The organism is Mesobacillus zeae (assembly GCF_003570705.1).
GTDB lineage: Bacteria > Bacillota > Bacilli > Bacillales > Cytobacillaceae > Mesobacillus_C > Mesobacillus_C zeae.
On the sequence record NZ_QWVT01000008.1, the window covers coordinates 419956 to 445025 of the forward strand.

27 protein-coding genes, 1 tRNA gene and 2 pseudogenes are annotated in these 25070 nt (G+C 40.8%); 22 read left to right on the forward strand and 8 right to left on the reverse strand.

Annotation, left to right across the window (positions count from 1 at the left end; translation table 11 throughout):
- Positions 1–116 precede the first annotated feature (116 nt).
- Positions 117–452, reverse strand: a complete 336-nt coding sequence (locus D1970_RS04500) for a DUF4257 domain-containing protein (protein ID WP_119111665.1) — start codon at positions 450–452, stop codon at positions 117–119.
- Between the two features lie 239 nt (positions 453–691).
- Positions 692–1315, reverse strand: a complete 624-nt coding sequence (gene lexA, locus D1970_RS04505; RefSeq protein ID WP_119111666.1) for a transcriptional repressor LexA — start codon at positions 1313–1315, stop codon at positions 692–694.
- 157 nt (positions 1316–1472) lie between these two features.
- On the opposite strand from lexA, the gene yneA reads away from it, so the two are divergent.
- The 4 genes from yneA to tkt all read left to right on the forward strand — a co-directional run bounded on the left by yneA (position 1473) and on the right by tkt (position 5064).
- Positions 1473–1781, forward strand: coding sequence for a cell division suppressor protein YneA (gene yneA, locus D1970_RS04510; RefSeq protein WP_119111667.1), 309 nt, complete (start codon positions 1473–1475; stop codon positions 1779–1781).
- A gap of 36 nt (positions 1782–1817) precedes the next feature.
- Entirely contained in the window at positions 1818–2471 is a 654-nt protein-coding gene (locus tag D1970_RS04515) for a YneB family resolvase-like protein (protein ID WP_119111668.1), read from the forward strand.
- A gap of 115 nt (positions 2472–2586) precedes the next feature.
- Entirely contained in the window at positions 2587–2820 is a 234-nt protein-coding gene (locus D1970_RS04520; protein WP_119111669.1) for a DUF896 domain-containing protein, read from the forward strand.
- A gap of 243 nt (positions 2821–3063) precedes the next feature.
- Positions 3064–5064, forward strand: a complete 2001-nt coding sequence (tkt, locus tag D1970_RS04525) for a transketolase (RefSeq protein ID WP_119111670.1) — start codon at positions 3064–3066, stop codon at positions 5062–5064.
- A 500-nt stretch (positions 5065–5564) separates the two neighbouring features.
- On the opposite strand, the gene D1970_RS04530 is transcribed toward tkt, so the two are convergent.
- Positions 5565–6200, reverse strand: coding sequence for an FMN-dependent NADH-azoreductase (locus D1970_RS04530; RefSeq protein ID WP_119111726.1), 636 nt, complete (start codon positions 6198–6200; stop codon positions 5565–5567).
- 247 nt (positions 6201–6447) lie between these two features.
- Between D1970_RS04530 and sirA the strand changes: the two genes are divergently transcribed.
- The 6 genes from sirA to D1970_RS04560 all read left to right on the forward strand — a co-directional run bounded on the left by sirA (position 6448) and on the right by D1970_RS04560 (position 12696).
- Entirely contained in the window at positions 6448–6888 is a 441-nt protein-coding gene (sirA, locus tag D1970_RS04535) for a sporulation inhibitor of replication protein SirA (protein WP_119111671.1), read from the forward strand.
- Between the two features lie 86 nt (positions 6889–6974).
- Positions 6975–7187, forward strand: a complete 213-nt coding sequence (locus D1970_RS04540; RefSeq protein WP_119111672.1) for a YneF family protein — start codon at positions 6975–6977, stop codon at positions 7185–7187.
- Between the two features lie 134 nt (positions 7188–7321).
- Positions 7322–7591 (forward strand): hypothetical protein, encoded by a 270-nt coding sequence (locus D1970_RS04545; protein WP_119111673.1) that lies wholly within the window; start codon positions 7322–7324, stop codon positions 7589–7591.
- A 472-nt stretch (positions 7592–8063) separates the two neighbouring features.
- Positions 8064–9110, forward strand: coding sequence for a DUF2332 domain-containing protein (locus tag D1970_RS04550; protein WP_119111674.1), 1047 nt, complete (start codon positions 8064–8066; stop codon positions 9108–9110).
- Between the two features lie 39 nt (positions 9111–9149).
- Complete coding sequence (locus D1970_RS04555; RefSeq protein WP_119111675.1) at positions 9150–10898, forward strand: ABC transporter transmembrane domain-containing protein; 1749 nt, start codon at positions 9150–9152, stop codon at positions 10896–10898.
- 4 nt (positions 10899–10902) lie between these two features.
- Complete coding sequence (locus tag D1970_RS04560) at positions 10903–12696, forward strand: ABC transporter ATP-binding protein (protein WP_119111676.1); 1794 nt, start codon at positions 10903–10905, stop codon at positions 12694–12696.
- Between the two features lie 51 nt (positions 12697–12747).
- Here the strand turns inward: D1970_RS04560 and D1970_RS04565 are convergent, their stop codons facing one another.
- Entirely contained in the window at positions 12748–12921 is a 174-nt protein-coding gene (locus tag D1970_RS04565; protein WP_119111677.1) for an aspartyl-phosphate phosphatase Spo0E family protein, read from the reverse strand.
- A 278-nt stretch (positions 12922–13199) separates the two neighbouring features.
- On the opposite strand from D1970_RS04565, the gene D1970_RS04570 reads away from it, so the two are divergent.
- The 3 genes from D1970_RS04570 (at position 13200) to D1970_RS04580 (ending at position 15009) form a co-directional block, all read left to right on the forward strand.
- Positions 13200–13907, forward strand: coding sequence for a cytochrome c biogenesis CcdA family protein (locus D1970_RS04570; protein ID WP_119111678.1), 708 nt, complete (start codon positions 13200–13202; stop codon positions 13905–13907).
- Between the two features lie 179 nt (positions 13908–14086).
- Complete coding sequence (locus D1970_RS04575) at positions 14087–14443, forward strand: response regulator (protein WP_119111679.1); 357 nt, start codon at positions 14087–14089, stop codon at positions 14441–14443.
- 77 nt (positions 14444–14520) lie between these two features.
- Positions 14521–15009 (forward strand): CcdC family protein, encoded by a 489-nt coding sequence (locus D1970_RS04580; RefSeq protein ID WP_119111680.1) that lies wholly within the window; start codon positions 14521–14523, stop codon positions 15007–15009.
- An 83-nt stretch (positions 15010–15092) separates the two neighbouring features.
- Here the strand turns inward: D1970_RS04580 and D1970_RS04585 are convergent, their stop codons facing one another.
- Positions 15093–15518 carry a DUF2621 domain-containing protein gene (locus tag D1970_RS04585; protein ID WP_119111681.1) on the reverse strand — a complete coding sequence of 142 codons (426 nt, stop codon included), beginning with the start codon at positions 15516–15518 and terminating at the stop codon, positions 15093–15095.
- Positions 15519–15659: 141 nt separating this feature from the next.
- Here D1970_RS04585 and D1970_RS22195 point away from each other — a divergent pair.
- Positions 15660–15756 (forward strand) — tRNA-Sec (locus D1970_RS22195).
- 179 nt (positions 15757–15935) lie between these two features.
- On the opposite strand, the gene D1970_RS04590 is transcribed toward D1970_RS22195, so the two are convergent.
- Positions 15936–16322 carry a bifunctional DNA primase/polymerase gene (locus D1970_RS04590; RefSeq protein ID WP_181213274.1) on the reverse strand — a complete coding sequence of 129 codons (387 nt, stop codon included), beginning with the start codon at positions 16320–16322 and terminating at the stop codon, positions 15936–15938.
- Between the two features lie 161 nt (positions 16323–16483).
- Here D1970_RS04590 and D1970_RS04595 point away from each other — a divergent pair, with 161 nt between their 5' ends.
- From D1970_RS04595 to D1970_RS04610, 4 genes are all read left to right on the forward strand, one after another.
- Positions 16484–16666, forward strand: a complete 183-nt coding sequence (locus D1970_RS04595; protein ID WP_119111683.1) for a colicin immunity domain-containing protein — start codon at positions 16484–16486, stop codon at positions 16664–16666.
- A gap of 238 nt (positions 16667–16904) precedes the next feature.
- Positions 16905–17870, forward strand: a complete 966-nt coding sequence (locus tag D1970_RS04600) for a quinone oxidoreductase family protein (protein WP_119111684.1) — start codon at positions 16905–16907, stop codon at positions 17868–17870.
- 296 nt (positions 17871–18166) lie between these two features.
- Positions 18167–18463: a hypothetical protein gene (locus tag D1970_RS04605; protein WP_119111685.1), complete on the forward strand. Its 297-nt coding sequence runs from the start codon at positions 18167–18169 to the stop codon at positions 18461–18463.
- 135 nt (positions 18464–18598) lie between these two features.
- Positions 18599–19051 carry a GNAT family N-acetyltransferase gene (locus D1970_RS04610; protein WP_119111686.1) on the forward strand — a complete coding sequence of 151 codons (453 nt, stop codon included), beginning with the start codon at positions 18599–18601 and terminating at the stop codon, positions 19049–19051.
- A gap of 172 nt (positions 19052–19223) precedes the next feature.
- Here the strand turns inward: D1970_RS04610 and D1970_RS04615 are convergent.
- A pseudogene (locus D1970_RS04615) lies at positions 19224–20459 on the reverse strand (IS110 family RNA-guided transposase).
- A gap of 362 nt (positions 20460–20821) precedes the next feature.
- Between D1970_RS04615 and D1970_RS04620 the strand changes: the two are divergent.
- The 3 genes from D1970_RS04620 (at position 20822) to D1970_RS04630 (ending at position 23464) form a co-directional block, all read left to right on the forward strand.
- Positions 20822–21364 (forward strand): DJ-1/PfpI family protein, encoded by a 543-nt coding sequence (locus D1970_RS04620; protein WP_246370087.1) that lies wholly within the window; start codon positions 20822–20824, stop codon positions 21362–21364.
- Positions 21365–21602: 238 nt separating this feature from the next.
- Positions 21603–22190 carry an ArsR/SmtB family transcription factor gene (locus D1970_RS04625; RefSeq protein WP_119111687.1) on the forward strand — a complete coding sequence of 196 codons (588 nt, stop codon included), beginning with the start codon at positions 21603–21605 and terminating at the stop codon, positions 22188–22190.
- 23 nt (positions 22191–22213) lie between these two features.
- Positions 22214–23464: an MFS transporter gene (locus D1970_RS04630; protein ID WP_246370086.1), complete on the forward strand. Its 1251-nt coding sequence runs from the start codon at positions 22214–22216 to the stop codon at positions 23462–23464.
- Positions 23465–23668: 204 nt separating this feature from the next.
- Here D1970_RS04630 and D1970_RS23550 read toward each other — a convergent pair.
- A pseudogene (locus tag D1970_RS23550) lies at positions 23669–23848 on the reverse strand (IS110 family transposase); the annotation flags it as partial.
- Positions 23849–23952: 104 nt separating this feature from the next.
- On the opposite strand from D1970_RS23550, the gene D1970_RS04640 reads away from it, so the two are divergent.
- Entirely contained in the window at positions 23953–24990 is a 1038-nt protein-coding gene (locus D1970_RS04640; protein ID WP_119111689.1) for a toxin Cry1Ac domain D-VI-related protein, read from the forward strand.
- The last annotated feature ends 80 nt before the right edge of the window (positions 24991–25070 follow it).

The following is a 25070-nucleotide window of genomic DNA, read 5'->3' on the forward strand; positions in this document are numbered from 1 at the left end:
TCCAATGAGAGAAAGATTGAAGGGCCAAAGCCGTTGTGCGGATTGGAGACAAAAGAAAATCAAGCACGTTAGAAGCTGCTTGAAGGAAGAAGCAATCTTCTCGGGGGGTATCAACATTACTGTGCATGTTTTTTTTTGCTTTCTTCATTTACCTGATCATTAGGGGGTGGCGGCGCAGCCCCTGTCTTTAACAATTCGATACCCCTGAGAACGGCATCTCCCCCAAAACCAGCTGTTACAGATAGAAGTACGACCCTGAGAGCCGAGTCTGCATCAGCTGCAAGGACTAGCAGGACAGCTGCTAACGCTGCCATCAGCACATCCTCTAGAAAGCCCAGGTATATATATTGCTTTGTTTTTCTGGGCTTGACAATTTTCCCCCTTTTGCGAACGTGGCCAGCCAATCCGACAATTGAGCCAATCAGAAAAGCGCAAATAATATTCGTCAGCATTTTCTCACACTCCTAAAGTCGATTTATTGGTTGGAGCGACTTCAGGTTAAATCTTGATGTGTTACCATTATATAAAAAATACTCCTATAATAGTATAGGATAATTCACAGAATTTTCATAATTTGTCTATTGTTATTGCAAAGATAACTTTTTATAGAAAAGTTTCCCAACCCTGACAAATAAAGAAAGCAAGCAGGAGTATGCTTGCTTTCTTTTGCTTCCAATATTCCCCTGATAAATTAGTGCATATGGCGATATACGCCGATAACTTTTCCCAAGATGGATACATTTCGTAGAATGATGGGGTCCATCGTCGGATTTTCCGGCTGGAGCCGGACGAACTCTTTTTCCTTGAAAAACCTTTTGACAGTCGCTTCGTCTTCCTCTGTCATTGCAACTACAATTTCCCCGTTGTTTGCCGTTTTTTGCTGCTTGACGATAACATAATCCCCATCGAGAATGCCGGCTTCAATCATGCTGTCCCCCATGACTTCAAGCATGAAAACCTGTTCGTCGGAAGGGACCAGCCTATCCGGGAGCGGAAAGTACTCTTCAACATTTTCAATCGCTGTAATCGGCTGGCCTGCCGTTACTTTACCGACCACAGGCACATTAATGACATTATATTTAGGGATATGTGATTCCTGCTGGAGGTCAAGGATTTCGATCGCCCTTGGTTTTGTCGGATCCCGTCTAATCAATCCTTTGCTCTCAAGCCTGGCAAGATGTCCATGGACTGTTGAACTTGATGCCAGTCCGACTGCTTCGCCGATTTCCCGGACGGAAGGCGGGTAGCCTTTTTTCTTTACTTCTTTTTTTATGAATTCAAGGATGTCCTGCTGCCGTTTCGATAGCTTTGCCATAATTCAGCACCTCGTCTATTTTCTTTCGTTCATTATAACACGTATGTTCGTATGGTACAAACATAAGTTCGAATAAACAGGTTGACACGAAACAAGTGTTCGCTCTATAATGGAATTAAGGTAATGCGAACATATATTCGAAAAGAGGGTGTTTTTTATGAAGAAAATATGGGAAACTTACACCTATGCCATTATACTTTTAGCAGTCAGCATGTTTTTTTTCATCGTTTTTGCTGCCCAGGCCGGCCAAAAAGATGAGTACATAACCGTTACGGTAAAACAAGGGGAAACACTATGGGCCATTGCACAGGAATATTCCGAAGGGCAGAGTCTAACAACTACCGAGTTTATCAAAGTGATTGAAAGAAAGAACGGCATTGCCGGAGGGATCATTCGCACAGGAGACAAACTAGTTGTTCCGGTAGCGGCAGACAGATATAAAGGGCAGGTTGCCAGCTCGGAATGACAGCATACACAATTGAGAAAATCAGGAGAGATCAGCATGAAGGCAGTGATTTATTGCCGTGTCAGCACGACAAAGGAAACGCAGGAATCTTCGCTGGAACGTCAGGAGGAAGAATTATCCGCCCTTGCCGCATCTTACGGGTTCGAGGTAGCGAAAACCATTAGGGAACAGGCGAGCGGATATGACCTTGAAAGAGACGGGATTCTTGACCTTCTTACCATGATCAAGGATGATGGTGTTGAGGCAGTGCTTATTCAGGATGAGACCCGGCTGGGTCGCGGCAATGCAAGGGTTGCACTGCTGCACTGCATCCTGAAGGAAAGTGTTAAACTTTACAGCATTTCCAGCCGCGGTGAGCTTCAGCTTTCCGAGGCGGATTCTATGGTTCTCCAAATCATATCGATGGTAGAGGAATATCAGCGTAAATTGCACAATATAAAGATCAAGCGAGGAATGCGCCGTGCCGTCAAGCAAGGGTACAAACCCCAACAGAATTTAAAGAACCAGGGAGAACATGCAGGCAGGGAGCGGAAGGAAGCTCCTATCCGGGAAATCGTCCGACTCCGAAGCAATGGACTGACATTTGCTGAAATAGCCGCCACGCTACGGGGGTTTGGCTACAATGTTTCAAAAGCAACGGTTCACCGCCGTTTCAAAGAATACGAGGAGGAACAGCAGGACGATGTATAGACTTGTCCGTTGCCCTCCTTTTTGCTGTCGAAATGGCTATGCCTGGTTCTTGAAATAATGCCGGAACTCTAGTATGATGTCATGTGTCCAACATACTTTGGAAAGGAGCCTTGCCATGCTGCCAAAACATAAGATTGCCAGAATCAACGAACTGGCTAATAAGGCAAAACAGTCCAAGCTGACCGAAGATGAAGCGAAAGAGCAGACGAAGCTGCGAGCAGAGTACCTTCAGTCGTTTCGTTCTTCCATGCTGAACACGCTAAAAGGAGTTACCGTGGTCGATCCGCTTGGCAATGATGTGACACCTGAAAAACTAAAACGCTATAAAGATAAAAACGACCTACATTAAATTTGGGTGAAAATCAAGGAATACATGGCTGTATGTATCCTTTTTTTTGTTTTTGTTTTCTCCTTTAGACACCGGAGGATGAAAAAAAGTATTGATTTTTCACTGAATAGAGTGCTTGTTTTGTGTCAAAATATAAAACAAGCTTGCATTTTTTGTTGCCCTTAGGTACATTGTGTTGTATATCATTTGTTGTCACTATAATATTAATGTTGTAGTCAGCTCAATATAGAAAGGATGTATTACATGTTTGATAAAATTGACGCACTTTCCATTGACAGCATCCGTACACTGTCAATCGATGCGATTGAAAAAGCTAATTCCGGCCACCCGGGGATGCCGATGGGGGCTGCACCAATGGCGTATACTTTATGGACTCGTTTCATGAACCATAACCCTAAAAATCCCGATTGGTTTAACCGTGACCGCTTTGTCCTGTCGGCAGGACATGGATCAATGCTCCTCTACAGCCTTCTTCATCTTTCAGGCTATGGACTTTCTGTTGACGATCTAAAGCAATTCCGCCAATGGGGTAGCAAAACGCCTGGACATCCAGAATTCGGGCACACTGTCGGCGTCGAAGCAACAACAGGTCCTCTTGGCCAAGGTGTTGCAATGGCTGTTGGCATGGCGATGGCAGAGCGCCATATGGCTTCTGTCTATAATAAAGATAAGTATGAAGTCATCAACCATTTTACATACAGCATTTGTGGAGACGGTGACCTGATGGAAGGCGTTTCTGCCGAAGCTGCTTCACTTGCCGCTCACTTGCAATTAGGCCGCCTTGTCGTTATGTATGATTCAAATGACATCTCACTGGATGGGGAGCTTAATAAGTCATTCTCCGAGAGTGTCGCTGACCGTTTCAAAGCTTATGGATGGCAATATATCCGTGTAGAAGACGGCAACAACCTTGATGAGATTGCAAAAGCAATCGAAGAAGCAAAGTCCGACCTGAACCGCCCAACGATGATTGAAGTAAAAACAGTTATCGGATACGGCTCACCTAACCTTGCTGGTAAATCTGATGTCCATGGCGCTCCGCTTGGCGCAGATGAACTTAAGCTTACAAAACAAGCCTATAAGTGGACATTCGAAGAAGACTTCCATGTACCTGAGGAAGTTTACAGTCACTTCAATACGCAAATCGTTGAAAAAGGCCAGGGAACTGAAAAAGAGTGGAACGAACTTTTTGAAGGCTACAAGAAAGACTTCCCTGAGCTTGCAGCTCAATTGGAAGCTTCTATCAAAGGTGAACTTCCTGAAGGATGGGAACAAAGCCTGCCTGTATACGAAGAAGGAAAAAGCCTTGCAAGCCGTGCTTCCTCTGGTGAAGCGCTGAATGCAGCAGCCCAATCCGTTCCATTTTTTGTGGGAGGATCGGCAGACCTTGCTGGTTCCAACAAAACAATGATCAAAGGAAGCGGTGACTTCTTCCCAGGACAATATGAAGGCCGGAACATCTGGTTCGGCGTTCGTGAATTTGCAATGGGTGCTGCTATGAATGGTATGGCTCTGCACGGCGGCGTCAAGGTGTTTGGAGGTACATTCTTCGTATTCTCCGACTATCTGCGCCCTGCGATCCGTCTGGCTGCTTTGATGGGTCTTCCTGTGACTTACGTCTTCACGCATGACAGTATTGCAGTCGGCGAAGACGGCCCGACACATGAACCAATCGAACAGCTTCCGGCATTGCGCGCTATGCCAAACCTTTCCGTCATCCGCCCGGCAGATGGCAATGAAACGGCTGCTGCTTGGAGAGTCGCAATTGAGTCAACAAACAAACCAACAGCTTTGGTGCTGACACGCCAAAACTTGCCAACAATCAAAGGTACTGACAAGAATGCGTACGAAGGTGTTTCCAAAGGAGCATACGTAATTTCCCCAACTGGCAAAGAAACAGCAGATGCACTTCTGCTTGCAGCAGGTTCAGAGGTAGGCCTTGCTGTTAAGGCACAGGAAGCATTGGCAGCAGAAGGAATTCACGTTTCGGTTATCAGCATGCCGGCATGGGATCGTTTTGAAGCACAGTCCAAGGAATACAAAGAATCAGTACTTCCTAAGTCTGTTAAGAAACGCCTAGGCATCGAAATGGCCGCTTCTCTAGGCTGGCACCGTTATGTAGGCGATGAAGGCGAAGTCATTGCAATCGATCACTTCGGCGCATCTGCTCCTGGCGAAAAAATCATGGCAGAATTCGGCTTTACAGTTGAAAATGTCGTTGCCCGTGTAAAAGCAATGCTGTAATAAATCTATAAATAAAGGAGAGCAGGCCTAGCCTGTTCTTCTTTTTTGTGGAGAGAATGATGATTTGTGATTGGCTTTGCATAAGGCAGGTCGTTTCCTGTTTTTATAACCGCGTTTTAAATTGGTTTGAGCTTGAAGTGCGTCTAATTTGATGAAGTCACCTGTAGAAACGGTGCATCGCGGCCTGGAAGGGAGTTCAGCTGCTGATTTTAGTCGCAGCAGAATCGTGATGTCGACCAACAAACATGATATTTCGACCAACGATCTCGACAAGCCGAGATGATGTATAAGCCAAACATCGTACTTTATCAACCAACAAACCCGATATATCAACCCAGGCCATTCCTACCCACTGATTTGAGTACCATGTTTAGTGGAAAAGATCATTGGTCTTAACTTTGTGAGTTTCTTGGAAAAAATCATTCCCCAAAAAATATGCACAATCCTAAAGGCGCAAAAAAGCCGATACAATAAGTACCGGCCTTTTTAGCGTTTGTAATTTAAAATTTATTTGCATGCTCCCGCGCCTTCCGGATCGCTTCTTCCTTGATTAGCTCTGCTTTGTCAGGCTCCGCAGCCATCCCTTCGATTGCAATGGTTTCAATCGTCGGTATACCCAGGAATGTCAAAATGGCGCGAAGGTATCTGTCGCCAAATTCAAAATCAGCACCTGGCCCGTCAGAATAATATCCGCCCCTTGATTGAATGTGCAAGGCTTTCTTCTCTGTAAGGAGGCCAACAGGGCCTTCAGCTGTATACTTGAACGTTTTTCCAGCAATCGCGATGCAGTCAATATACGCCTTAAGCATCGGAGGTGAAGCAAGGTTCCACATGGGTGTTACGAATACATACTTGTCTGCGTTCACAAATTGGTCGGTAAGCCGGCTGATCGCCTCTGTCTTGTTCTTTTCACTATCGCTAAGCTCCTCGTATGCTTTTCCTTGCTGCAGCTTACCCCAGCCATTGAATACATCGGTATCGATATAGGGGATATCTAGACTGTAAAGATCAAGTACAGTGATATCATCATCAGGGTGACTCTCACGGTAGGCTTTTAAAAATTCTTCCCCAACCGAGAGGCTGAAAGATTCAGCGGGTGTTTTGGGATTCGCAGTAATGTATAACATATTTGTCATAAGACCATTCCTTTCCCCTTTGGGTGAATAAAGCTTATTATTCCCTTTAAAGGACATAAAAAACTGTTGACAATTTCCTCGCAATCAATTATTTCCCGTGACACAGCATTCAAACACATTTATACTAATAGTAAGAAAAGTTTAAATATGACAAAAATAGTTTATTTTTTCAACAGCTTTAGACAACGATAAAGCCTGTCATTTTTTATAATAGCCATAATAGCTGTCTAAAGAGGAGGGGATCAGCATGAGATCCTATCAGCTTTACCTAATAAAAGATGAATTTGCGGCCCATTATTTTGGCAGGGAGCAAATGTTTTATCATTTATTCAAAGATTTTAGAGAATCAAAAGGGGAAATGAAAGTAATCCTCGAAAAACAGATTAATTATATAACAAGGCCTGTTCCTGTCCTTAGAGTCCACCAGCTGCTTCACCAGCAGCTTTCGAAAATGAACGGATTCAGGGCGGACCGGGGTGTTTACTATCTGGAAAAAAAGAAGTCGGAAAGCACCGCTGGTCTGATGGTGGACGAACGTGTATTAAAAGTGGAGTCTGCAGGGAATGTCGATGCTGAGACCATTTTTTTCGAGGTGTTGAGGAAGTGTGAGACTTCTTTTTTGGCAGTTGACCTCGAATCTAACAAGTATGGCTGGCTAAAACCAATTAAAGAAAGAAAATTTGTCTAAAAGACAGGCAAAAAATTTGAGAATATTGTATAATAACGAGTGGTTTAGTACACTGTATGTAGACAACATGAAGGAGGAAATATTGTATGTGGCAACTCATTCTAGTTGGTATACTGGCACTTCTTGTCGGTGTAGCGCTAGGATTTTTCATTGCTCGTAAATATATGATGAGCTATCTGAAGAAAAATCCGCCAATTAACGAACAAATGCTTAAGATGATGATGATGCAGATGGGAATGAAACCATCCCAGAAGAAAATCAATCAGATGATGCAGGCAATGAACAAGCAGATGAAATAAAGAGGACAAGCACCCAGCCGATGGGTGCTTTTTCTTTTGCCTTCCATAAATTTGGATTGTCCTTGAATAGTCACAATTAGAGCCGCTGCTGTCCCCCGATTCCATTTAATATGGATTCATGTGGAGGTGTTACCATGTTCAGGATAGAATTTATCGACCAAAATACCAATGTGATTTTTAGGGAGAAAACTTTCGGAACAGCAATGGAGATGCACCTTTTTATTAAAAATTTTGAGCTTAAAGAGGGAAAGAAGTTCACTTTCTTTAACAGCCAGCTCCAAAGGATCAATGCCACGTTCTTTTCCCTTGCTTCTTTTTCAGGGAAAACGGGCAGGGGATTCCGACTTTATTTTGATATCTCGGAGGATACAAAAGAAAACATGAGTATGGAAGACTGCATCTAGTGGTAGGAGCTGATAAAGCCCCGTGCAATTCTGACTTTTTTGCCCGTATCGTAATATGCTGTCATCAAGATTTAATACTTGAATTGTTTACAGGAAAAAGCTGAAGGTATAGGAGAACTAAGCAATAACAGGGCTTTTGGCAACTATGGGTGTGAGTGTACTATTGAATGCAGAAGGCACCTTTGTGAAACCATACTATTGAAAAGGTGGTGAAGCTTATTCAATATAAATCTGAGGAACAACTCGCTCATGAATTGGGCACCTATTTGATTGCACCCCAAAAAAGAGCAATGGAGCGAAAACCAAGAAGCAAGCCTGACAGGACAAAGAGCAGGATACAATAAATACAATGAATGAAGCAGCAGCAGAAATGTGTGCGGCTTCATTTTTTTGTGCGTAAATAACAATTATTGGGGATTTGTGTTAAAATAAAATTGTGAAAATTCTAAACTTAATTATGTTGAGGTAGAAAATGAATATTAGCAAATTGTCGGAAACGTTTAGGAACTTTGCGGAAATTGAATGTAAAGGTTCTAGCCCTTTATATGAACGGCTTTCCATCGATATATCCGCTGACAGGGAAATGCTCCAGTTTGCTTCGTCTGCCCGAAGAGGCCAGCCTGTTCCAAATTTACTATTTGGTTCTGTCCATTTCCTTTTGCAGAAAGGTTCAGAAAGCCCACTAAGAGAGTACTTTGGCAGCCTAACCGAAAATCCGCGGACACCTGACGGCCAAGCGTTCCATCATTTTAAACAATTTTGCATGAAAAATGAAGGAGATGTCAGGACGATTCTACAGACAAAGCTAGTCCAGACAAATGAGGTAAGGCGGTGTTCATATCTTTACCCTATATTCTGCTATATCCAGTCACTGATAGACCAGCCTTTGGCACTGATTGAGATTGGAACAAGCGCAGGGTTTCAGCTTTTGTTTGATCAATACAAGTACTCTTATGATTGTGGAGAGACTTATGGAAATCCATCCTCAAATGTCATGATTACTTCCGAAATAAAAGGGGAAGGAAGGCCCATTCTTGGAATGAGCACCCCGCAGGTTGCGTCAAGAATAGGCGTTGATCTCCGCGTGAATGATTTCTCGTCGGATGAAGATGAACTTTGGCTAGAATCGCTCATATGGCCGGAACACCAAGAGAGGCGAAAGTTATTCAAACAGGCAGCGAAGATTGTCCAGGAGCACGAATTGAAATTGATTGAAGGGAATGGGGTGGAACTGCTTCTTGAAATTTCCAGAGAGGTGCCTAAGGATGAGGCACTTTGTGTATTTCATACGCACGTTGCCAACCAAATGTCGTTGAAATCAAAGATTGGCTTGCTTGAAACAGTTAGTGAGATTGGAAAGGAGAGGGATATATTCCACATATATAACAACATACAGGACCGGAATCTTCATCTTGATTCCTATATTAGTGGGAAAGAAGTCGCCCGGACTATCGGAAAAACCGATGGACATGGGAGATGGTTTACATGGGAAGGTTTGCCCTCAATAAAGAATAGGTAAGGGAAAAACTGTTATGTCAGGTACTGGGGGAAGAAATAAATGAAGGTTTATCTTGATTTGATGTGGTTTTTTAAACAGGAACGTAAGGCATACATATCAGGAATTTTCCTGCTGATCCTTGTTGCCCTGCTTCAGCTTGTTCCCCCAAAAGTAATCGGGATTGTCGTCGATGGCATTCAGGGACGGACACTGACTGGGATGGCCTTGCTGAAATGGATTGGCGTGCTGATAGTTTCCGGCCTTGTCATGTACGGACTTCGCTATGTGTGGCGCATTTTGATTTTTGGATCGGCGGTCAAGCTTTCACGGCTGCTGCGCAACAGGCTGTTCAGCCATTTTACCGAAATGTCACAGGCTTTTTACCAGAAGAGGCGGACAGGGGATTTGATGGCACATGCAACAAACGACCTTCAGGCTATCCAGATGACAGCAGGGGCAGGAGTTCTGACGTTTTTTGACTCCCTTTCCATAGGAGGATTCGTCATTGTGGCAATGGCAGTCACGATCAGCTGGAAGCTTACGCTGATTACCTTGATCCCCATGCCGCTGATGGCGCTGCTGACAGGCTGGTATGGAAAAATGCTCCATTTCCGTTTCAGGGTGGCACAGGAAGCTTTTTCCGCCTTGAATGACAAGACACAGGAAAGCATTGCTGGAATTAAAGTCATTAGGACCTTTGGCCAGGAGAAAGAGGATATTGAGGATTTTCGGAGACTTTCGGGAGAAGTTGTGGAGAAAAACATGCGGGTTGCCAAAATTGATTCTTTGTTCGATCCAACGATATCAATCATCATCGGTGTGTCTTTTTTTCTGGCGATTGTGTTTGGATCGAAATTAGTCCTAGCAGGCGAACTGACAATTGGGGAGCTCGTTTCTTTTACCGCATATCTGGGACTCCTTATCTGGCCCATGCTTGCGTTTGGCTGGTTCTTCAATATCGTCGAGCGGGGCAGGGCGTCTTATGAGCGTGTGTCACTCCTGCTTAGCGAAAAGGTTGATATCGAAGACAGCAAGGATGCCATCGATATCGCTCCGCGAGGTAAGATCGAATACAACGTGGAGCGCTTTACTTTTCCAGGCGAAGAGAAACCTGTCCTTGAACAAATTCGCTTCACCCTTGAACAAGGAGGGACACTCGGCATTGCCGGGAAGACGGGAGCGGGAAAAACAACTTTGCTGAAGCTATTGATCAGGGAGTTTGAAGGCTATGAGGGTGAAATTAAGATCGGCGGCAAAAAGCTGCCGCAATACAAGATGGACCGGCTGCGGGAATCAATCGGCTATGTTCCCCAGGACCACTTTCTGTTCTCGGCGACAGTCGGAAAAAATATCTCTTTCGGTCGGCCTGGTGCCTCAAGCGAAGATATAGAAAAAGCGGCGGAAACGGCCATGGTGAATGAGGATATTCTTCAGTTCTCAAACGGCTATGATACCGTTGTCGGGGAAAGGGGCGTATCATTATCCGGTGGGCAAAAGCAGCGGATTTCCATTGCACGGGCCGTTATTCTAGATCCAGAAATATTGATCCTTGATGATTCCCTGTCAGCGGTTGATGCAAAGACAGAAGAAAGCATCCTTTCGGCATTGAAGGAGAACAGGAAAGGAAAGACGACCATCATTACTGCTCACCGGCTGAGCGCTATTGCACATGCTGATCTGATCCTCGTGCTTGATGAAGGAAAAATTGGCGAGCGGGGCAGCCATGAACAGTTAATGAAAGCGGACGGCTGGTACCGAGACATGTTTTTGCGGCAGCAGCTTGAAGAACTCGTCGAGAGAGGGGGATGATTGAATGGAAGAAATCACGGCTCTTGACAGCAGGCAGCAGCGGAAAGTCGTAAAGCGGCTGCTGTCCTACTCCAAGCCTCATATAAAAAAAATACTTCTGGCATTTCTGTTCCTGCTGCTCGCGACAATCGGGGATGTAACCGGTCCGATCCTCGTCAAAATTTTCATTGATGACTATTTGGCGGCAAACACTTTTCCGCTGCAGCCTCTTTTGCTCCTTGCATGCGGATATCTTGGTATTGCGGTACTTAATATGTTTGTTTCTTATTTTCAGCTTTTCACCTTTCAAGAGATCGCCCTGAAAATCATCCAGCAGCTTCGTGTAGAAGTTTTTTCCAAAGTGCAGTCGCTCGGTCTGAAATACTTTGACAAAACACCTGCCGGCTCAATTGTCTCGAGGGTGACCAACGATACGGAAGCCATCAAGGATATGTTTGTCACGGTCATCGCGACATTCATCCAGAGCGGCTTTCTGCTTGTCGGCATTTTTGTAGCTATGTTCATCCTTGACATAAAGCTAGCTTTGTTCTGCTTGCTAGTTCTCCCGTTGATTATGTTCATCATGAATACTTACAGGAAAGTCAGTTCCCGTTTTTACCAGGATATGCGCGAACGGCTGAGCCAACTTAATGCAAAGCTCAGTGAATCGATCCAGGGGATGGGCATCATCCAGGTATTTCGTCAGGAGGAGCGCTTCCGTAAGGAGTTTGGGGATATCAATGAACAGCATTATCAGGCAGGCATGAAGAACATCAAGGCAGACGGACTGCTCCTGCGGCCGGCAGTCGACCTTGTGTATACATTTGCTTTAATTCTTGTACTCGGCTATTTTGGCGTGGCTTCTTTTGATAGCCCTGTTGAAATCGGTGTTCTATATGCGTTCATCAATTACCTTGACCGCTTTTTTGAGCCTGTGAACAATATGATGATGCGGCTTTCGATGTATCAGCAAGCGATCGTTTCAGCTTCTCGAGTATTCATGCTTCTTGATAATACCGAGCTTGCCCCGCCGCAGGAGCTAAATTCACAAGCGGGAATAAAGAATGGCAAAATCGAAGTCCAGGATGTGACATTTTCGTATGATGGTAAAAGGAATGTGCTGAAAAACATTTCCTTCACAGCCCAGCCTGGAGAGACGGTGGCCCTTGTCGGGCATACCGGGAGTGGGAAGAGTTCAATCATTAATTTGCTTATGCGTTTTTATGAGTATGACAGAGGAGAGATTTTGATTGACGGCATATCCCTGAAAAAATATCCCCATGAAGAACTTCGCACAAAAATGGGGCTTGTCTTGCAGGATCCTTTCCTGTTTTACGGAACCGTCAGAGACAATATCCGGCTGTATAATGAGGAACTGACAGATGAGGAGATAGAGGACGCAGCAAGGTTTGTGCAGGCTGATCATTTTATTAACGAGCTTGATGGCAAGTATGACAGCCTAGTGGTGGAAAGAGGTTCGACTTTCTCGAGCGGCCAGCGCCAGCTCGTCGCATTTGCAAGGACAATCGCGGCAAATCCGAAAATCCTCGTCCTTGATGAAGCGACTGCCAATATTGATACGCAAACCGAGGAAAGCATTCAGGAAGCACTGTCGAAGATGCGAAAAGGGAGAACAACGATTGCCATTGCCCACCGCCTCTCGACTATCCAGGATGCTGATTTGATCCTTGTCCTCCATCAGGGGGAAATCATTGAGCGGGGGACGCATCAAGAGCTTCTTCAGGCAAAAGGGTTGTACCACAAGATGTTTCTGCTACAGAACGGAATGGGTGCCATGCTTGAGGATGCTGTTCATTAAAGTTCTATATATATGAAAAACCAGCTAAAAGCTTTGGCCTTTAGCTGGTTTTTAGTGTACAGAAAAGCTTTGTTGAAGATATGAACGGTTATACTCATTCAGGAGACTATCGAGCTCCTGGCTATAGTGGATCGCTTGCGTCGATGTAAATCCATACATGGACGCAACACGGATGAGTTCTGCCCGTTTTTTTTCGATTAGGGTGACCAATTCTTGTTTAGACACAAAACTCGATTCCTTCCTCTGTTATAATATACACATATATGTAAACTAATTTAAAAAATAGGAAATATTTCAAAGGTCCTGTTTAGTATAATAGAATCAACCAAAATATTCAAAAGAAATATTCCGACATTGACAATTTTTATGATTAACCTTTTTGTAAGTTTAATAAATTAATTAAAGGGAATAAGTATTGATTTGTTCACAGTCTATTTCATATCTTTTCTGTTAGAGTTTTGTTAGAATGATAACGAATTGATGTAAATACAGGAGTTGTTACAATGACTGATGTTAACGTGTTCATTGCCCTTGGCGCCGGGTTCCTCAGCTTTATCTCGCCGTGCTGCCTGCCACTCTATCCTGCATTCCTTTCCTATATTACCGGGATGTCAGTCGGCGAAATTAAAAGCGAAAACGCAATGCTTCAAAGACGCAGCATGCTGCATACACTTTTTTTCCTTTTAGGGTTTTCATTGATATTTGTTGCGCTTGGATTTACCACTTCATTCATCGGACAGTTTTTCAGTGAGTACAATGATATCATCCGCCAGATTGGTGCCATCTTCATTATCTTATTCGGTCTGATGGTAGTAGGTGTCGTGAAGCCTGAATGGCTGATGTCTGACAAACGGATTGAATTTAAAAACCGTCCGTCGGGATACATAGGTTCTATCTTGATTGGTATGGCGTTTGCTGCAGGCTGGACACCCTGTACCGGTCCTATCCTCGGTTCGGTCATCCTGCTTGCAGGTTCCAACCCTGGATCCGGTATGGTTTACATGCTAGCTTATACGCTTGGATTTGCGATTCCATTCTTCGTCCTTTCGTTCTTTATTGGCAAGATGAACTGGATTCGCAAGAACAATGTCGTGATCATGAAAGTTGGCGGCTATTTAATGATCCTGATGGGGATTATGTTGTTCTTTAACTGGATGAATACCATCATTTCATTCTTTACAATGCTGTTTGGCGGTTTCACTGGTTTTTAATACGATATAGTGGTTCGTGCCATCTGGAATTTTTCTGGGGGCTTGCGCATTAAAAATTTCCCAATTGCCAGCTCTTGACCTGATAAGTTATCATTTGATTAAGTATGTGCTTTTGGCCATGGCTGGGAAGGGGATTTATACCTTATTATTTTTGCTGTGTTTGTCAGGGGGATACTGGGATGGCCAGAATATTGATTGTAGACGATGCAAAATTTATGAGAATCACCTTGAGCAATATCCTGAAGCAGGCGGGTCATGAAATAGCCGGTGAAGCCGACAATGGCAGGATTGCCATAGGCCTGTACCGTGAGTTAAAGCCAGACCTTGTGACAATGGACATTACGATGCCTGAAATGGGCGGCCTTGAAGCTGTAAAAGCAATCAGGGAGGAATTTCCTGAATCCAAAATCATTATGTGCTCGGCCATGGGGCACCAAAAGATCATAGTGGAAGCGATTGAGGCGGGGGCAAAGGACTTTATCGTTAAGCCGTTCGGCGAAGCGGTCGTGTTAGATACTATCAATCGTGTACTATAAAGGGGTAACAGGCGGGAGTATTTTCCGCTTCATTTATTTTAGTAACCATGTAAATCTCATTTAAGAAGGTTGAAAGAATGAATTATGTTCTGTTATCCACAATAGGCGCCGTATTCATGGGTACCTTTGTCATGTTTGTACGTATGAAGGCTGCCAAGAAACCGGCCTCAGTGAAAAAAATTATCCTGCCGCCAATTTTTATGAGCACGGGGGCGCTGATGTTCCTGTTCCCGATGTTTCATGTGACGTTCATGGAAGTGGTTGAAGCTGCCGGAGTCGGAATGATTTTCTCCATCCTGTTGATCAAGACGTCAAAGTTTGAAATCCGCGAAGGCGACATTTATCTGAAAAGGTCAAAAGCCTTTGTGTTCATTCTTGTCGGATTGCTTATAGTAAGGCTTGTCGGTAAATCGTTGCTTAGCCACAGCATTGATGTCGGCGAACTGAGCGGCATGTTCTGGATCCTGGCATTTGGCATGATTGTGCCGTGGAGAATTGCTATGTATAGGCAATACACAAAGCTCAAGCACGACCTTGGCAAATACAAAAATCCTGAGATGGTATAGGATAAGGGCTCCCCGGGCATATGGTTCGGGGAGTTTTCCTATCTCTTTCAAAGAAAAGCAAAAGGCTGCCGGATAACGGCAGCCTAGAATAAATGTTCATATGGTGCGATATTGATCTGGCTTTCAGCAAGCTTCTTGCGAAGGAACTTGTGATCGCGTTTAGGTGTAGCCAGAATATAACCGCGAATGACCAAATCCTGTGTAATGGACGAAGCTTTTTCCTTCAGTGCAAGTTCACCAATTTTCCCGGCAATTTTATGCCGCGCCACATCACGGAACAATTCGGGAACCGGGCTTACAAGGTCCTCAAGGAAAGCCTTCTCCTCAGCAGGCCAAAGCTCTCGCGTCTCCTGCACATAATGCTCTTCCCAGTCCATATCCGACCGGCCGTCCTCTTTCGGAAGCTTTTTCAAAAATTTGCGGAACATAAAGAAACCGCCAATCGCGAAAAGCCCCGCCATCACAACCACCCAGAACAAAATAAATACCAAAAACCAACCATCCAGCATAGCATTCACCCAACCCAAACTATTATCTTAATCTATTATAGTATCACCCTCCATTATAAGACAAGCAACGTGTTTAAAGGAACTAAAGACAACACCTTGAAAAAAAACAAAAATAGAGTATAATAAAGAAGTCCTAAACACGGGGCTGAATGGGGTACTGGTGTCCTCCACGGTCTTCAAAACCGCTTGTGACCTGCGTGCCAGGTCAGGTGGGTTCGATTCCCACGCAGTCCCGCCAAAATTCTTACTCCCGCAAGGGAACCGGTGATTGAGTGCGCTGATTGAGCCGCTCTCCCGCACGGTTTTCGGCCGGTCTAAGGAAAGACCGTGTGAGACTGGCGAATAAAACCGTTTGTATAGTCGGCTAAAACCGTTACTGTTTGTCCCCTACGCTATTAAATATGCGGAAGGGGATTTTTATTTTGCGAAAAGGTTTAGCACGTAAGTATAAGCGAGGTACAGCAACCGATCATGCGTTGACAATGTCGGAGATGGTTGGTATACAGTACCACTTGGGTGAATAGAGGGTGGAGCTACTACTTGTTTATTATCGGATAGAATATCTATGCTATCCCATAACTTCGTAGAAGGAATAGTGTTGTTGTATTTAAAATAAAGATGAACTCCTCTGTTTGAACGAACCCTCCAAGTTAAAGGTAAATCTCCCATTTTTTCTAGTTTTGTTAATGTTGCAAGATTATCAACATCTAATACAAAACAATTTGAAACCAAACCAGTTACTATCCCAATATTTTTATTACTGTAACTTATAATTTTTCCATCTTGATCAATTATTCCGTTCACTACCTCAAGGGGGTGAATTCTATAATTGGATTGTCAACACTAAACTAGACAATTTTCTTAAGAAGCTTAAGTTTATATTCAACCGGACTTAATGGAGGATTTTATAAACGAAGTAATCACAGTTGATGATTTTGAACGTGAGTATCTAATTACTTTTAAAAATGAAACAGAAAGAATGGGCACACATTATTCGAAATCTTAAACGGAGTTTTGAAGCAGTTGATTGTTATTGGCACGAATGTCTTCCAGGACAAGAAACTGCCTTTGAAATATCCGAACAGCAACTAAGAAAAGAAGTAAATGAAGCTTTGGTTAAATTAAATAGTTTATTGAAAAACCTTTAAATTTTTCCAACTAATGGGGTGCTTATGTTAAAAAAGTTAGTTTTCTTAACCGTGTTTTGATATTTTTATAGTACTATTGGGGCAGCTGGTAACAAAGGATTCTAGCTCATTACAAGAAATATCTAATAAAAATAGGGATTAACTGATTAGATAAACTTATAACCTTCGGTAAAATTGATTAAATTTTCTAATTAAAAGAAATGTGATAGGCTTGAAATGATTAGAAGGGAGAGAGAGAATGAAAGCAGTAATTCAAAATGAATTTGGTGATGCTAGTGTCCTTACATATACAGATGTTGCTTTTCCGAAAATAGGGAAAAATGAAGTGTTGATAAAAGTAGCATATACGAGTGTTAACTATGCAGATATTAAAAAACGTAGAGGGAATAAAGGGAAAGGTAATTTTCCTTTAATGCTTGGGTTGGATGTCGCAGGAACAATTGAAGAGGTCTCTCCTAAATCAAACTTTTCGAAAGGAGAACGGGTAATTGCTTTCCCGAAAGATGGTGCCTATGCAGAATATGTAGTAGCAAATGAACAATTAGTTTTTAAAATTCCTGATAGCCTATCATTTGAACAAGCTGCATCAATGCCAACGGTTTCTATTTTATCCTATATGGTTCTTTACGAAATCGGTCAAGTCCAAAAACCTGATACTATTGTAATACATAGTGCTGCTGGTGGTGTAGGTTCAATGCTCGTACAATTAGCAAAATTAGCTGGTGTTCAAAAAATTATTGGAACTGTTGGAAATTTAGATAAAGAAAATTATGTGAAAACATTAGGAGCCAATGTTGTTTGTACCTACGATACATTTGTAGAGGAAGTATTAAAAGAAACAAATAATTTTGGTGCTAATATTATCTTTGACTCGGTTGCTGGTGAAGTTACCGGTAAAAGCTTAGAGTGCTTAGCATTGTATGGAACACTTGTTCAAATTGGGAATAGTAGTGGAAAAGCTGGTACTTTTAAAACAAGCGATGTCCATAGTAGTTGTAGGAATATTAAAGGCTTTAGCTTAGGGACAACGAGAAAGCACTATCCAGAGCGATTAGCACCTGTTGCAGAAAAAGTTTTGGAGCTATTTGTTGCGAAGAAAGTAACTCTTCCTGTTGCACGGGTATTCAATTTAAGTGATATAGCACTTGCTCATAAACTAGTTGAAAGTCGTAATTATGAAGGTAAAGTATTAATTGAAGTTTGAATTATAAGAGCTTCTCATAAAAATTAACTTGTTCAACCTTATCATTCAATCACTCGTGTTTTTAGTATGTAAAATCATCTTTATATCATAAAATTAGCTCAAATGAATAAGCGTTAAAACTGAAAAAAAGATTTAAATACATCACACTTTATTAGCAAAATCACTTAAGTTTGTGAAAAGATATACTTAAACTTAGCTTACCAGAGCTGTCTTTAAGGCAGCTTTTTCTTTATGCAACTATCGGGGAGTTTAGTGCAATAAGGTAATAAATTTTCCAGAGAGAGTAGAGGTTGAATATGAATCAATTATATTTGTCATTAAATGAAGCAGGCTTGATGTTTAAGGGGCATACAGATCAGGGAGAGGTTGATTTCATTCTTCTTGAAACCTATGAGGATGGAACAACACAATCAGTGGATGTAAATACATTCGAAATGCTTTTCGGGGATGTAAAAGGGAATCCGACTTATGAAGCCTTGTCGGGATCTCATACTTTTAAATTGGAAGATACGCAATACACTATGACTGCTGGGGAAATGGGTTATCAAAAGTATTTCGACCAATGGAAAGAGCAAGGATTGTTTAAATCTTAGTCAACTAACAGGTGCAAGAGTTCCAGATCAAGCTGTCAGTTTGGCAGCCTTTCTTCATTCACTAAACCAGCTAATTCAATAGTTAGTATGTTAAACAAAAATTTGTGATAGGGTTGATTGGAAGGAGGATTATTAATGCAGAATACAATTCGAGTATTGTCAGAAAAAGAATTAGAAGAAGCATCAAACATTTTCACCAATGTTTTTAGCTCCAACCCTTGGAACGAACCTTGGAGTTTTCAAACATCTTACAAACGATTGTTAGATATAAGTAAGACTCCTGGCTATATAGGAATAGGTTATTTTAATTCTAATAAACAAATGATTGGCTTTTTAGTTGGAAATGAAGAGCAATGGGCTGATAGCAAAAACTTTTACATAAATGAAATCTGTGTTCTAAATAATATTCAACAAAACGGGGTTGGTACGAGTTTACTAAAATATTTAGGGAATATCCTTATACAGAGAAAAGTCGATTTGGCATATTTATCAACCGCGAGAGGCAAAGGTAAACCTGAGTTATTTTTCAGGAAAAATGGCTTTGTGACAAATGAGTATCGAATATTAATGACACTGAACGTTTCTTGAATTAAATACATAAAATCTTTAATTCTTCTTCAGCTAAACCAGCTAATAGTTTGTCAATATTTTTCATTAAAATCTCGAAATCCATCGTGCTATACTAAAAAAGGGTATACCAAATAACCTTCTTATTCTCTCTGAACTGGAAGGTTTTTCGTTATTTAGTTAGGTGTTGTTTCTATGCTATATCTTGGAAAGTTGTTCTGTTTCTTAATAAGGCAAATATCCAGTGTAAGAGCTTATTTACACAAGCAATTACAGCTACTTTAAATGGTTTTCCTTCCTCGCGTTTCTTATCATAGAACTCTCGTAATTTCTTATTTCAAGGAATGATCTCATCGCTTGTTTTGCTCTTGCGACAATCACGTATAGCACAACGAACAGCCATATATAAGGCGTGACGAAGCCTGCTAGATCCTCTTTTTGTGATTCGGTTTTTGGTGGCAGTAAACTTGCCAGATTCGAAAACACTAGGGTCTACTCCAGCGAAAGCCACCAGCTTTTTAGGGTCAGTAAATCGATCTATCTCCCCAATTTCAGAAATGATCGTTGCCGCGATCTTTTCACCGATACCAGGGATAGATTTGATAATATTATATTCTTCAACTTCTTTAGCGAGGGCATCTATCTCAGACTCCAACGTGGATAGGTGCTCTTTGTATTGAAGAATAATGTTAATATACATACTTAAGCTTAAGATATGACTCTGATAGACTGTCTTTTCAAAGGGATTGCGAGCTGCCGCCTCTTTTAGTTGTAAGGCTTTTTCATTGGCCCATCTGATTGAGCGACTTTTACATAATTCATTGATCCTATTTGATAGTGTTTCATCACTAGCCTCTAATATGTCTTCAGATGACGGAAACTCCTTTAACGTTAAGAGTGATACCACAGAATATAAATCACCGAACACTCCTCGATATTCAGGGAATACTTGATCTAGAATAGCCTGGAACTGAAGCTTTGTCTGAATCATCACTCCTGTAATATTCTCGTGTTGTCTTGTAAGGTTACGAAGGTTTAAAAGATGAACCCCTCGCTTTTTATACGGCTCTAACTCTTCCTTGTAAAACAACTCGCAGAGGTGGTAAGCATCCACGGCATCAGTCTTTACTTTCCTTAAACTTGAACTTTTCGCCTTGTAGGAAATTAAAGGGTTAATAATAATTAATAAATACCCACGTTCCTCTAAATATTGAACTACTGCTGTTTGATAGTGTCCAGTTGCTTCAAGAATAACCGGAGGTTTTAGACCTGATTCTTTTTGTACTACCTCTAGAAACTCTACAAGGAAAGCAAGACCCTGAAGAGTATGAGTAACTTTGAAGCTCTTACGGAATGGTTTGCCTTTATCGACAAAAGCTTGAACCTGACTTTCCCCTTTAGAAATATCCAGACCAACGACTGGATTCACTACAATCATCTCCTAATTTTTAAATTTGCCCGGTACCCCTTATTCTCCTTGCAGTGTCACAGCTTCGCTTGTTAAACGGGATCATGGTCCCAACCAGCCTGAAACATGTTTATACAAGTAGGGGGTGAACAGTTTAGCTGACGGAATCGAGTTCCACGGGTGCGACGTTCTACCCCGACTACCGTAATAATAAGACCATAAACAAAAAGGTCAACCAGAAAAATCTGGCTAACCTTATATTACGAACTGGGTGCGATAGTTATATAACGTTTGGGAGCCGGTGATCGGTTCCTATTTTACTATTAGGCAGAATAGTTGAATAAGGATTCATTTATCTTATTATTGTAAATGGAGGAATAATTATGATGAAAAAAACAGCAGTTTTATTATATCCGCAATTCAGCGAGTACGAACTTAGTGTTGCATTATCTATATTAATGCAAGGAAATAAACCAATAGTTACAATCGGGGTAAATAATCAACCTATAAAAGGTGAGTCTGGTTTATCAGTAGTAACAGATACAACAGTAGATGAAGTTAATTTTGATGAAATTGATAGTCTATTATTAACAGGATGTATGGATATTTTTTCATTAACAAATGAAGACAAAATTATTAACTTTATTAGGAAAGTTGCTAAAGAGGAAACAATTATTGCAAGTATATCAAGTTCTCCATTTTTATTAGCAAAAGCAGGAATCTTAAAGGGAAAAAAATATACGGTTGGAATGACTCCGGAAAATATGGAGAGTTCAGGCATCTTTGAAAAAGAAAATTATTCAGAAGAATTAGTTGTGAAGGACGGAAACGTAATTACTGCAAGAGGAAGAGGGTTTATTAAATTTGGAAAATATTTTGGTAATGCTTTAAAACTTGAGTTTAATGAAAGATGGTATCAAGAATAAATAAATTGATATTCAACTAACAGGTGCTTGAGTTTAAAATCCATATGCCATTTTTGGTAGCTTTCTTCTTGTGCTAACGGCGCAGTTTAGTTGAAGAGAGCGAAATTAAACTTTTTATGGAAATTGTAAACTAAGAAAATAATCCATTTTGTTCTCAAAATGGATTATTTTTATTTACATTTTTTAAATTTCGAACTATAGTTAATAAATATTAACCGGTTAAAAAGGAGAATGAGTTGTGCAGCAAAAGTCGATATTCATTATTGAAAGTTATGAACAGTTAAAGGTTATTAGTGATCCCTTACGTACTAAAATGTTGATTTTTTTGGTCGAACAGCCCCATACAGGCCAAATGCTTGCTCAAGAGCTTAACTTATCTAGAGCAAAAATTCTTTATCATCTTCGTGAACTGGAGAAACACAAAATCATTCAGCTCGTAAGAAAAGAAGAGCGAGGAGGAAATATATTAAAGTTTTACCAAGCTGTAGCTAGGGGGTTCATTCCGGCGAATCATTTATTAAATTATGTGGAATCAAAAGACGCTACTAGACAATCATACTTAGAAGTGATTGATCATGCTAAAACAAGAGTGTTAACAGCTCCTGATAATTCCTTTGAATTAAATTCATCAAATGTAGAAGAATGGCCTAAACTCTCTATTCAAAAAGAATTTAAAGTAAGTAAAGAAAAATTTCAGGAATTTACGCGTAAGTATAGAGAGCTCTTAGAAAAACTTGAAGAAAAAGATACTGATATAGAGAAGCAAAATTACTATTTAATGACCACTGCTTTTCAAATCGAAGAGCCTCTTTTTAAAAACAAGTAATGATTTTGAGGGAGGGAATTCTATTGAGTAGAGACCAAGCGTTAATAGAAACGAAGAATGACGTTGTTTCTTCAAGTTTGTTAAAAAATCGGGCATTTGTTTTTTTATGGCTATCGAGTACAACATCTTATTTAGCGTTATCTACTTATTTGTTTGCTGAGCAATGGTATATCATCACAGTTCTAAATAAAGAAAGTGCTCTGGGGATTGTAATGATGGTGACTATGATTCCACGTGTAATCTTTATGACTATTGGCGGGGTGTGGGCTGACCGTTATAAAAGGTCTCAAATCATGCTTGTTTCAAGCCTAATAAGATGTATATTGGTTGTGGTTATGATCTTTTTTCTTCAAATGAGTATTCTCGAATTATGGCCGCTAATTTGCTTCGCATTATTGTTTGGTGTTCTAGATGCATTCTTTTCTCCAGCTAACACATCACTACTTCCATCCCTAGTTTCAAAGGATGTACTTACACGATCAAATTCATTTATACAGAGTTCAAATCAAATTGCTATGTTTTCTGGACCAATGATTGGTGGGTGGGTGCTTACTGTTGGATCTTTTAGCCTTTTGTTTTCAATCATCGCTATCTTCTTGACTATGACTTTCATTCTCTCGTTTTTAATAAAAGAAGATGTAAATACAATTCCACAAAAAAAGGGTTCGACAAAAGAGAAATTAAGAGAAGGATTAACCTATGTTTGGAAGATGCCCTTTCTAAAAAATATGCTCTTTATTCTAGTTATTATAAACTTTTTCTTTTTTGGTCCTCTACTTATGGGCATACCTCTCATAGTGGATAAAGTGATTCATGGAGTGGCTTTAGATTTAAGCTTCTTACAGAGTTCTTACCAAGGAGGGATGCTCGTTGGGGCAATAATTGTCGGGATACTTAACTTAAGAAAGAAAAGGGGATTGATCATCCTAGTAATGATAACTTTACTCGGAATTCTCCTGTCCCTACTTGGTCAAATCGGATTCCTTTGGCAAGGCATTGTCTTGCTTTCAATGATGGGTGTACTTTCATCCATTATTAATGTTTCACTCATCTCAACTATTCAAGAGCAAAGTGATGAAGAAAAAATGGGAAGAGTGATGAGCCTTATTAATGCCTCGTCTAATGGACTTGTTCCTCTCTCTTACGCTTTTGTTTCATTGGCTCTTGTCTTGAACCTAACAATCTCAAACATAATGCTTTTATGTGGAATCTTAATCGTGGTCATTTCAGTAATATTTACACTGAATTCAAAAGTAATAAAAGAAGTTAATTGATTTTTTGAAGACATAAGTAAAGGACCAATTAACAAATAGAAGACAGTTAATTGGTTCGGGGAATATTCAAAGAGAAGTTATCAATATTTGATAATAATGGGATCTATAAAGAAAAAAATTTATCAGTTAAAACTGGCTACAAAAAGAGAATAACCCTTTGTTCAACTATCGAGGGTGTAGCTTTTTCTTCTTGGAACTGTACAGTTAGCTCAATAATACAGGCTCTTGTTTTTCTTCTAATTCATATACTTCATTCCACTTTATTCCGCAAGCTGCCGCATGTATTTTAGGGTCGTATTTCTGGCCACTTCTTAAAATTGTATAAATTTAATTTGCAATTTTACCACAAAGATGACCAATTGCCTTTCTTCTGGAGCAACCCTCTTAATTAAATAATTGTGAACATGATAACGTATGGTATAAAGTGCTGGAAAAGAAAGATATAATTACTTTATAGGAATAATACCCCATATTTAGGAGGGTGACTTATGAAAAAGAAAAAATTCTGGCTTATTACAGTTATAGCAGTAGTTGGAATCGGTGCTAGTAGTGCCATCGCCTATAACCAAAAAGTGAAAGCAGATAAACAAGCTAGGATTGAAGCTTATCAAAAGCAAGGAGCTACGATAAATAAAATACAAGAAAAAGTAAACAAATTATATCGTGATAAGCAAAAAAAGCTTCTAGCAGAAGGAACATCCCAAGAAAAAATTGATGCTATAAAAAAAGATCTTGAGAAACAAGAAGGAAAAAAATTCAATGCAGACCTTGCAGCAAAATTAAATACTACACTCATGGATTTTGGACATGTAACCAATATGGTAGAGCTTCAAAACTTAACGAAAAATCTATTTGATGATAAAGGTGCAGTTGTAGACAATGCCCGTTTCGACGAGGTAGATAAAAAAATTGTTAAGCTGAAAGAAGTTAAACCTCAATTTGTAGCAGTGCAGCAAAAAATAGTTGACAATGCAAAGTTACAAGTAAAAAAGATTGAAGAGGCTACCAATAAAGTAAATCAATTATTTGCTGGGGCCGATTATAAAGAGGTCAAATCCGAGGTAAATCGTGGTGAATTTAATAAGGTTAAAAACCTGGTTAATGAAATTCGGCAAGAGAAAGCAAAAAGAAATCTTTCAACGTTGATAAATAAAGTTGATCAATATTTAACTGAAAAAGAAGAAGCTGAAAGAATAGCGACAGAAGTTCAAAAGCAATCCCAGGAAGCTCAATCTGATACAAATTCTTCATCCTCAGGATCACACTCAAACAGTTCAATATCCAATAATAATACCGGTTCCTCTCTTCCGAAAAGTTCAGGTAATAACAACTATCAAAATGGAAGTTCCCCTAAGACAAGCTCAGGAAGATCTTCAAATAACGGGAGAACTTCCGGCAATAACACAAGTCATGGCACATGGACACCACCACAAGATAAACCTGGTACAACATGGGAAGGAGAAGAAACTGATAAAGGACAAATGGATTCAGATAGTGGCCGTACATGGGGAACGATAGATTGGTAGTAATGATCCATGCTTATTTTAGAGCAAATGGACGGACTGAAAGATTACTAGTCGATTTAGGGAACACTACCAGCATTAGA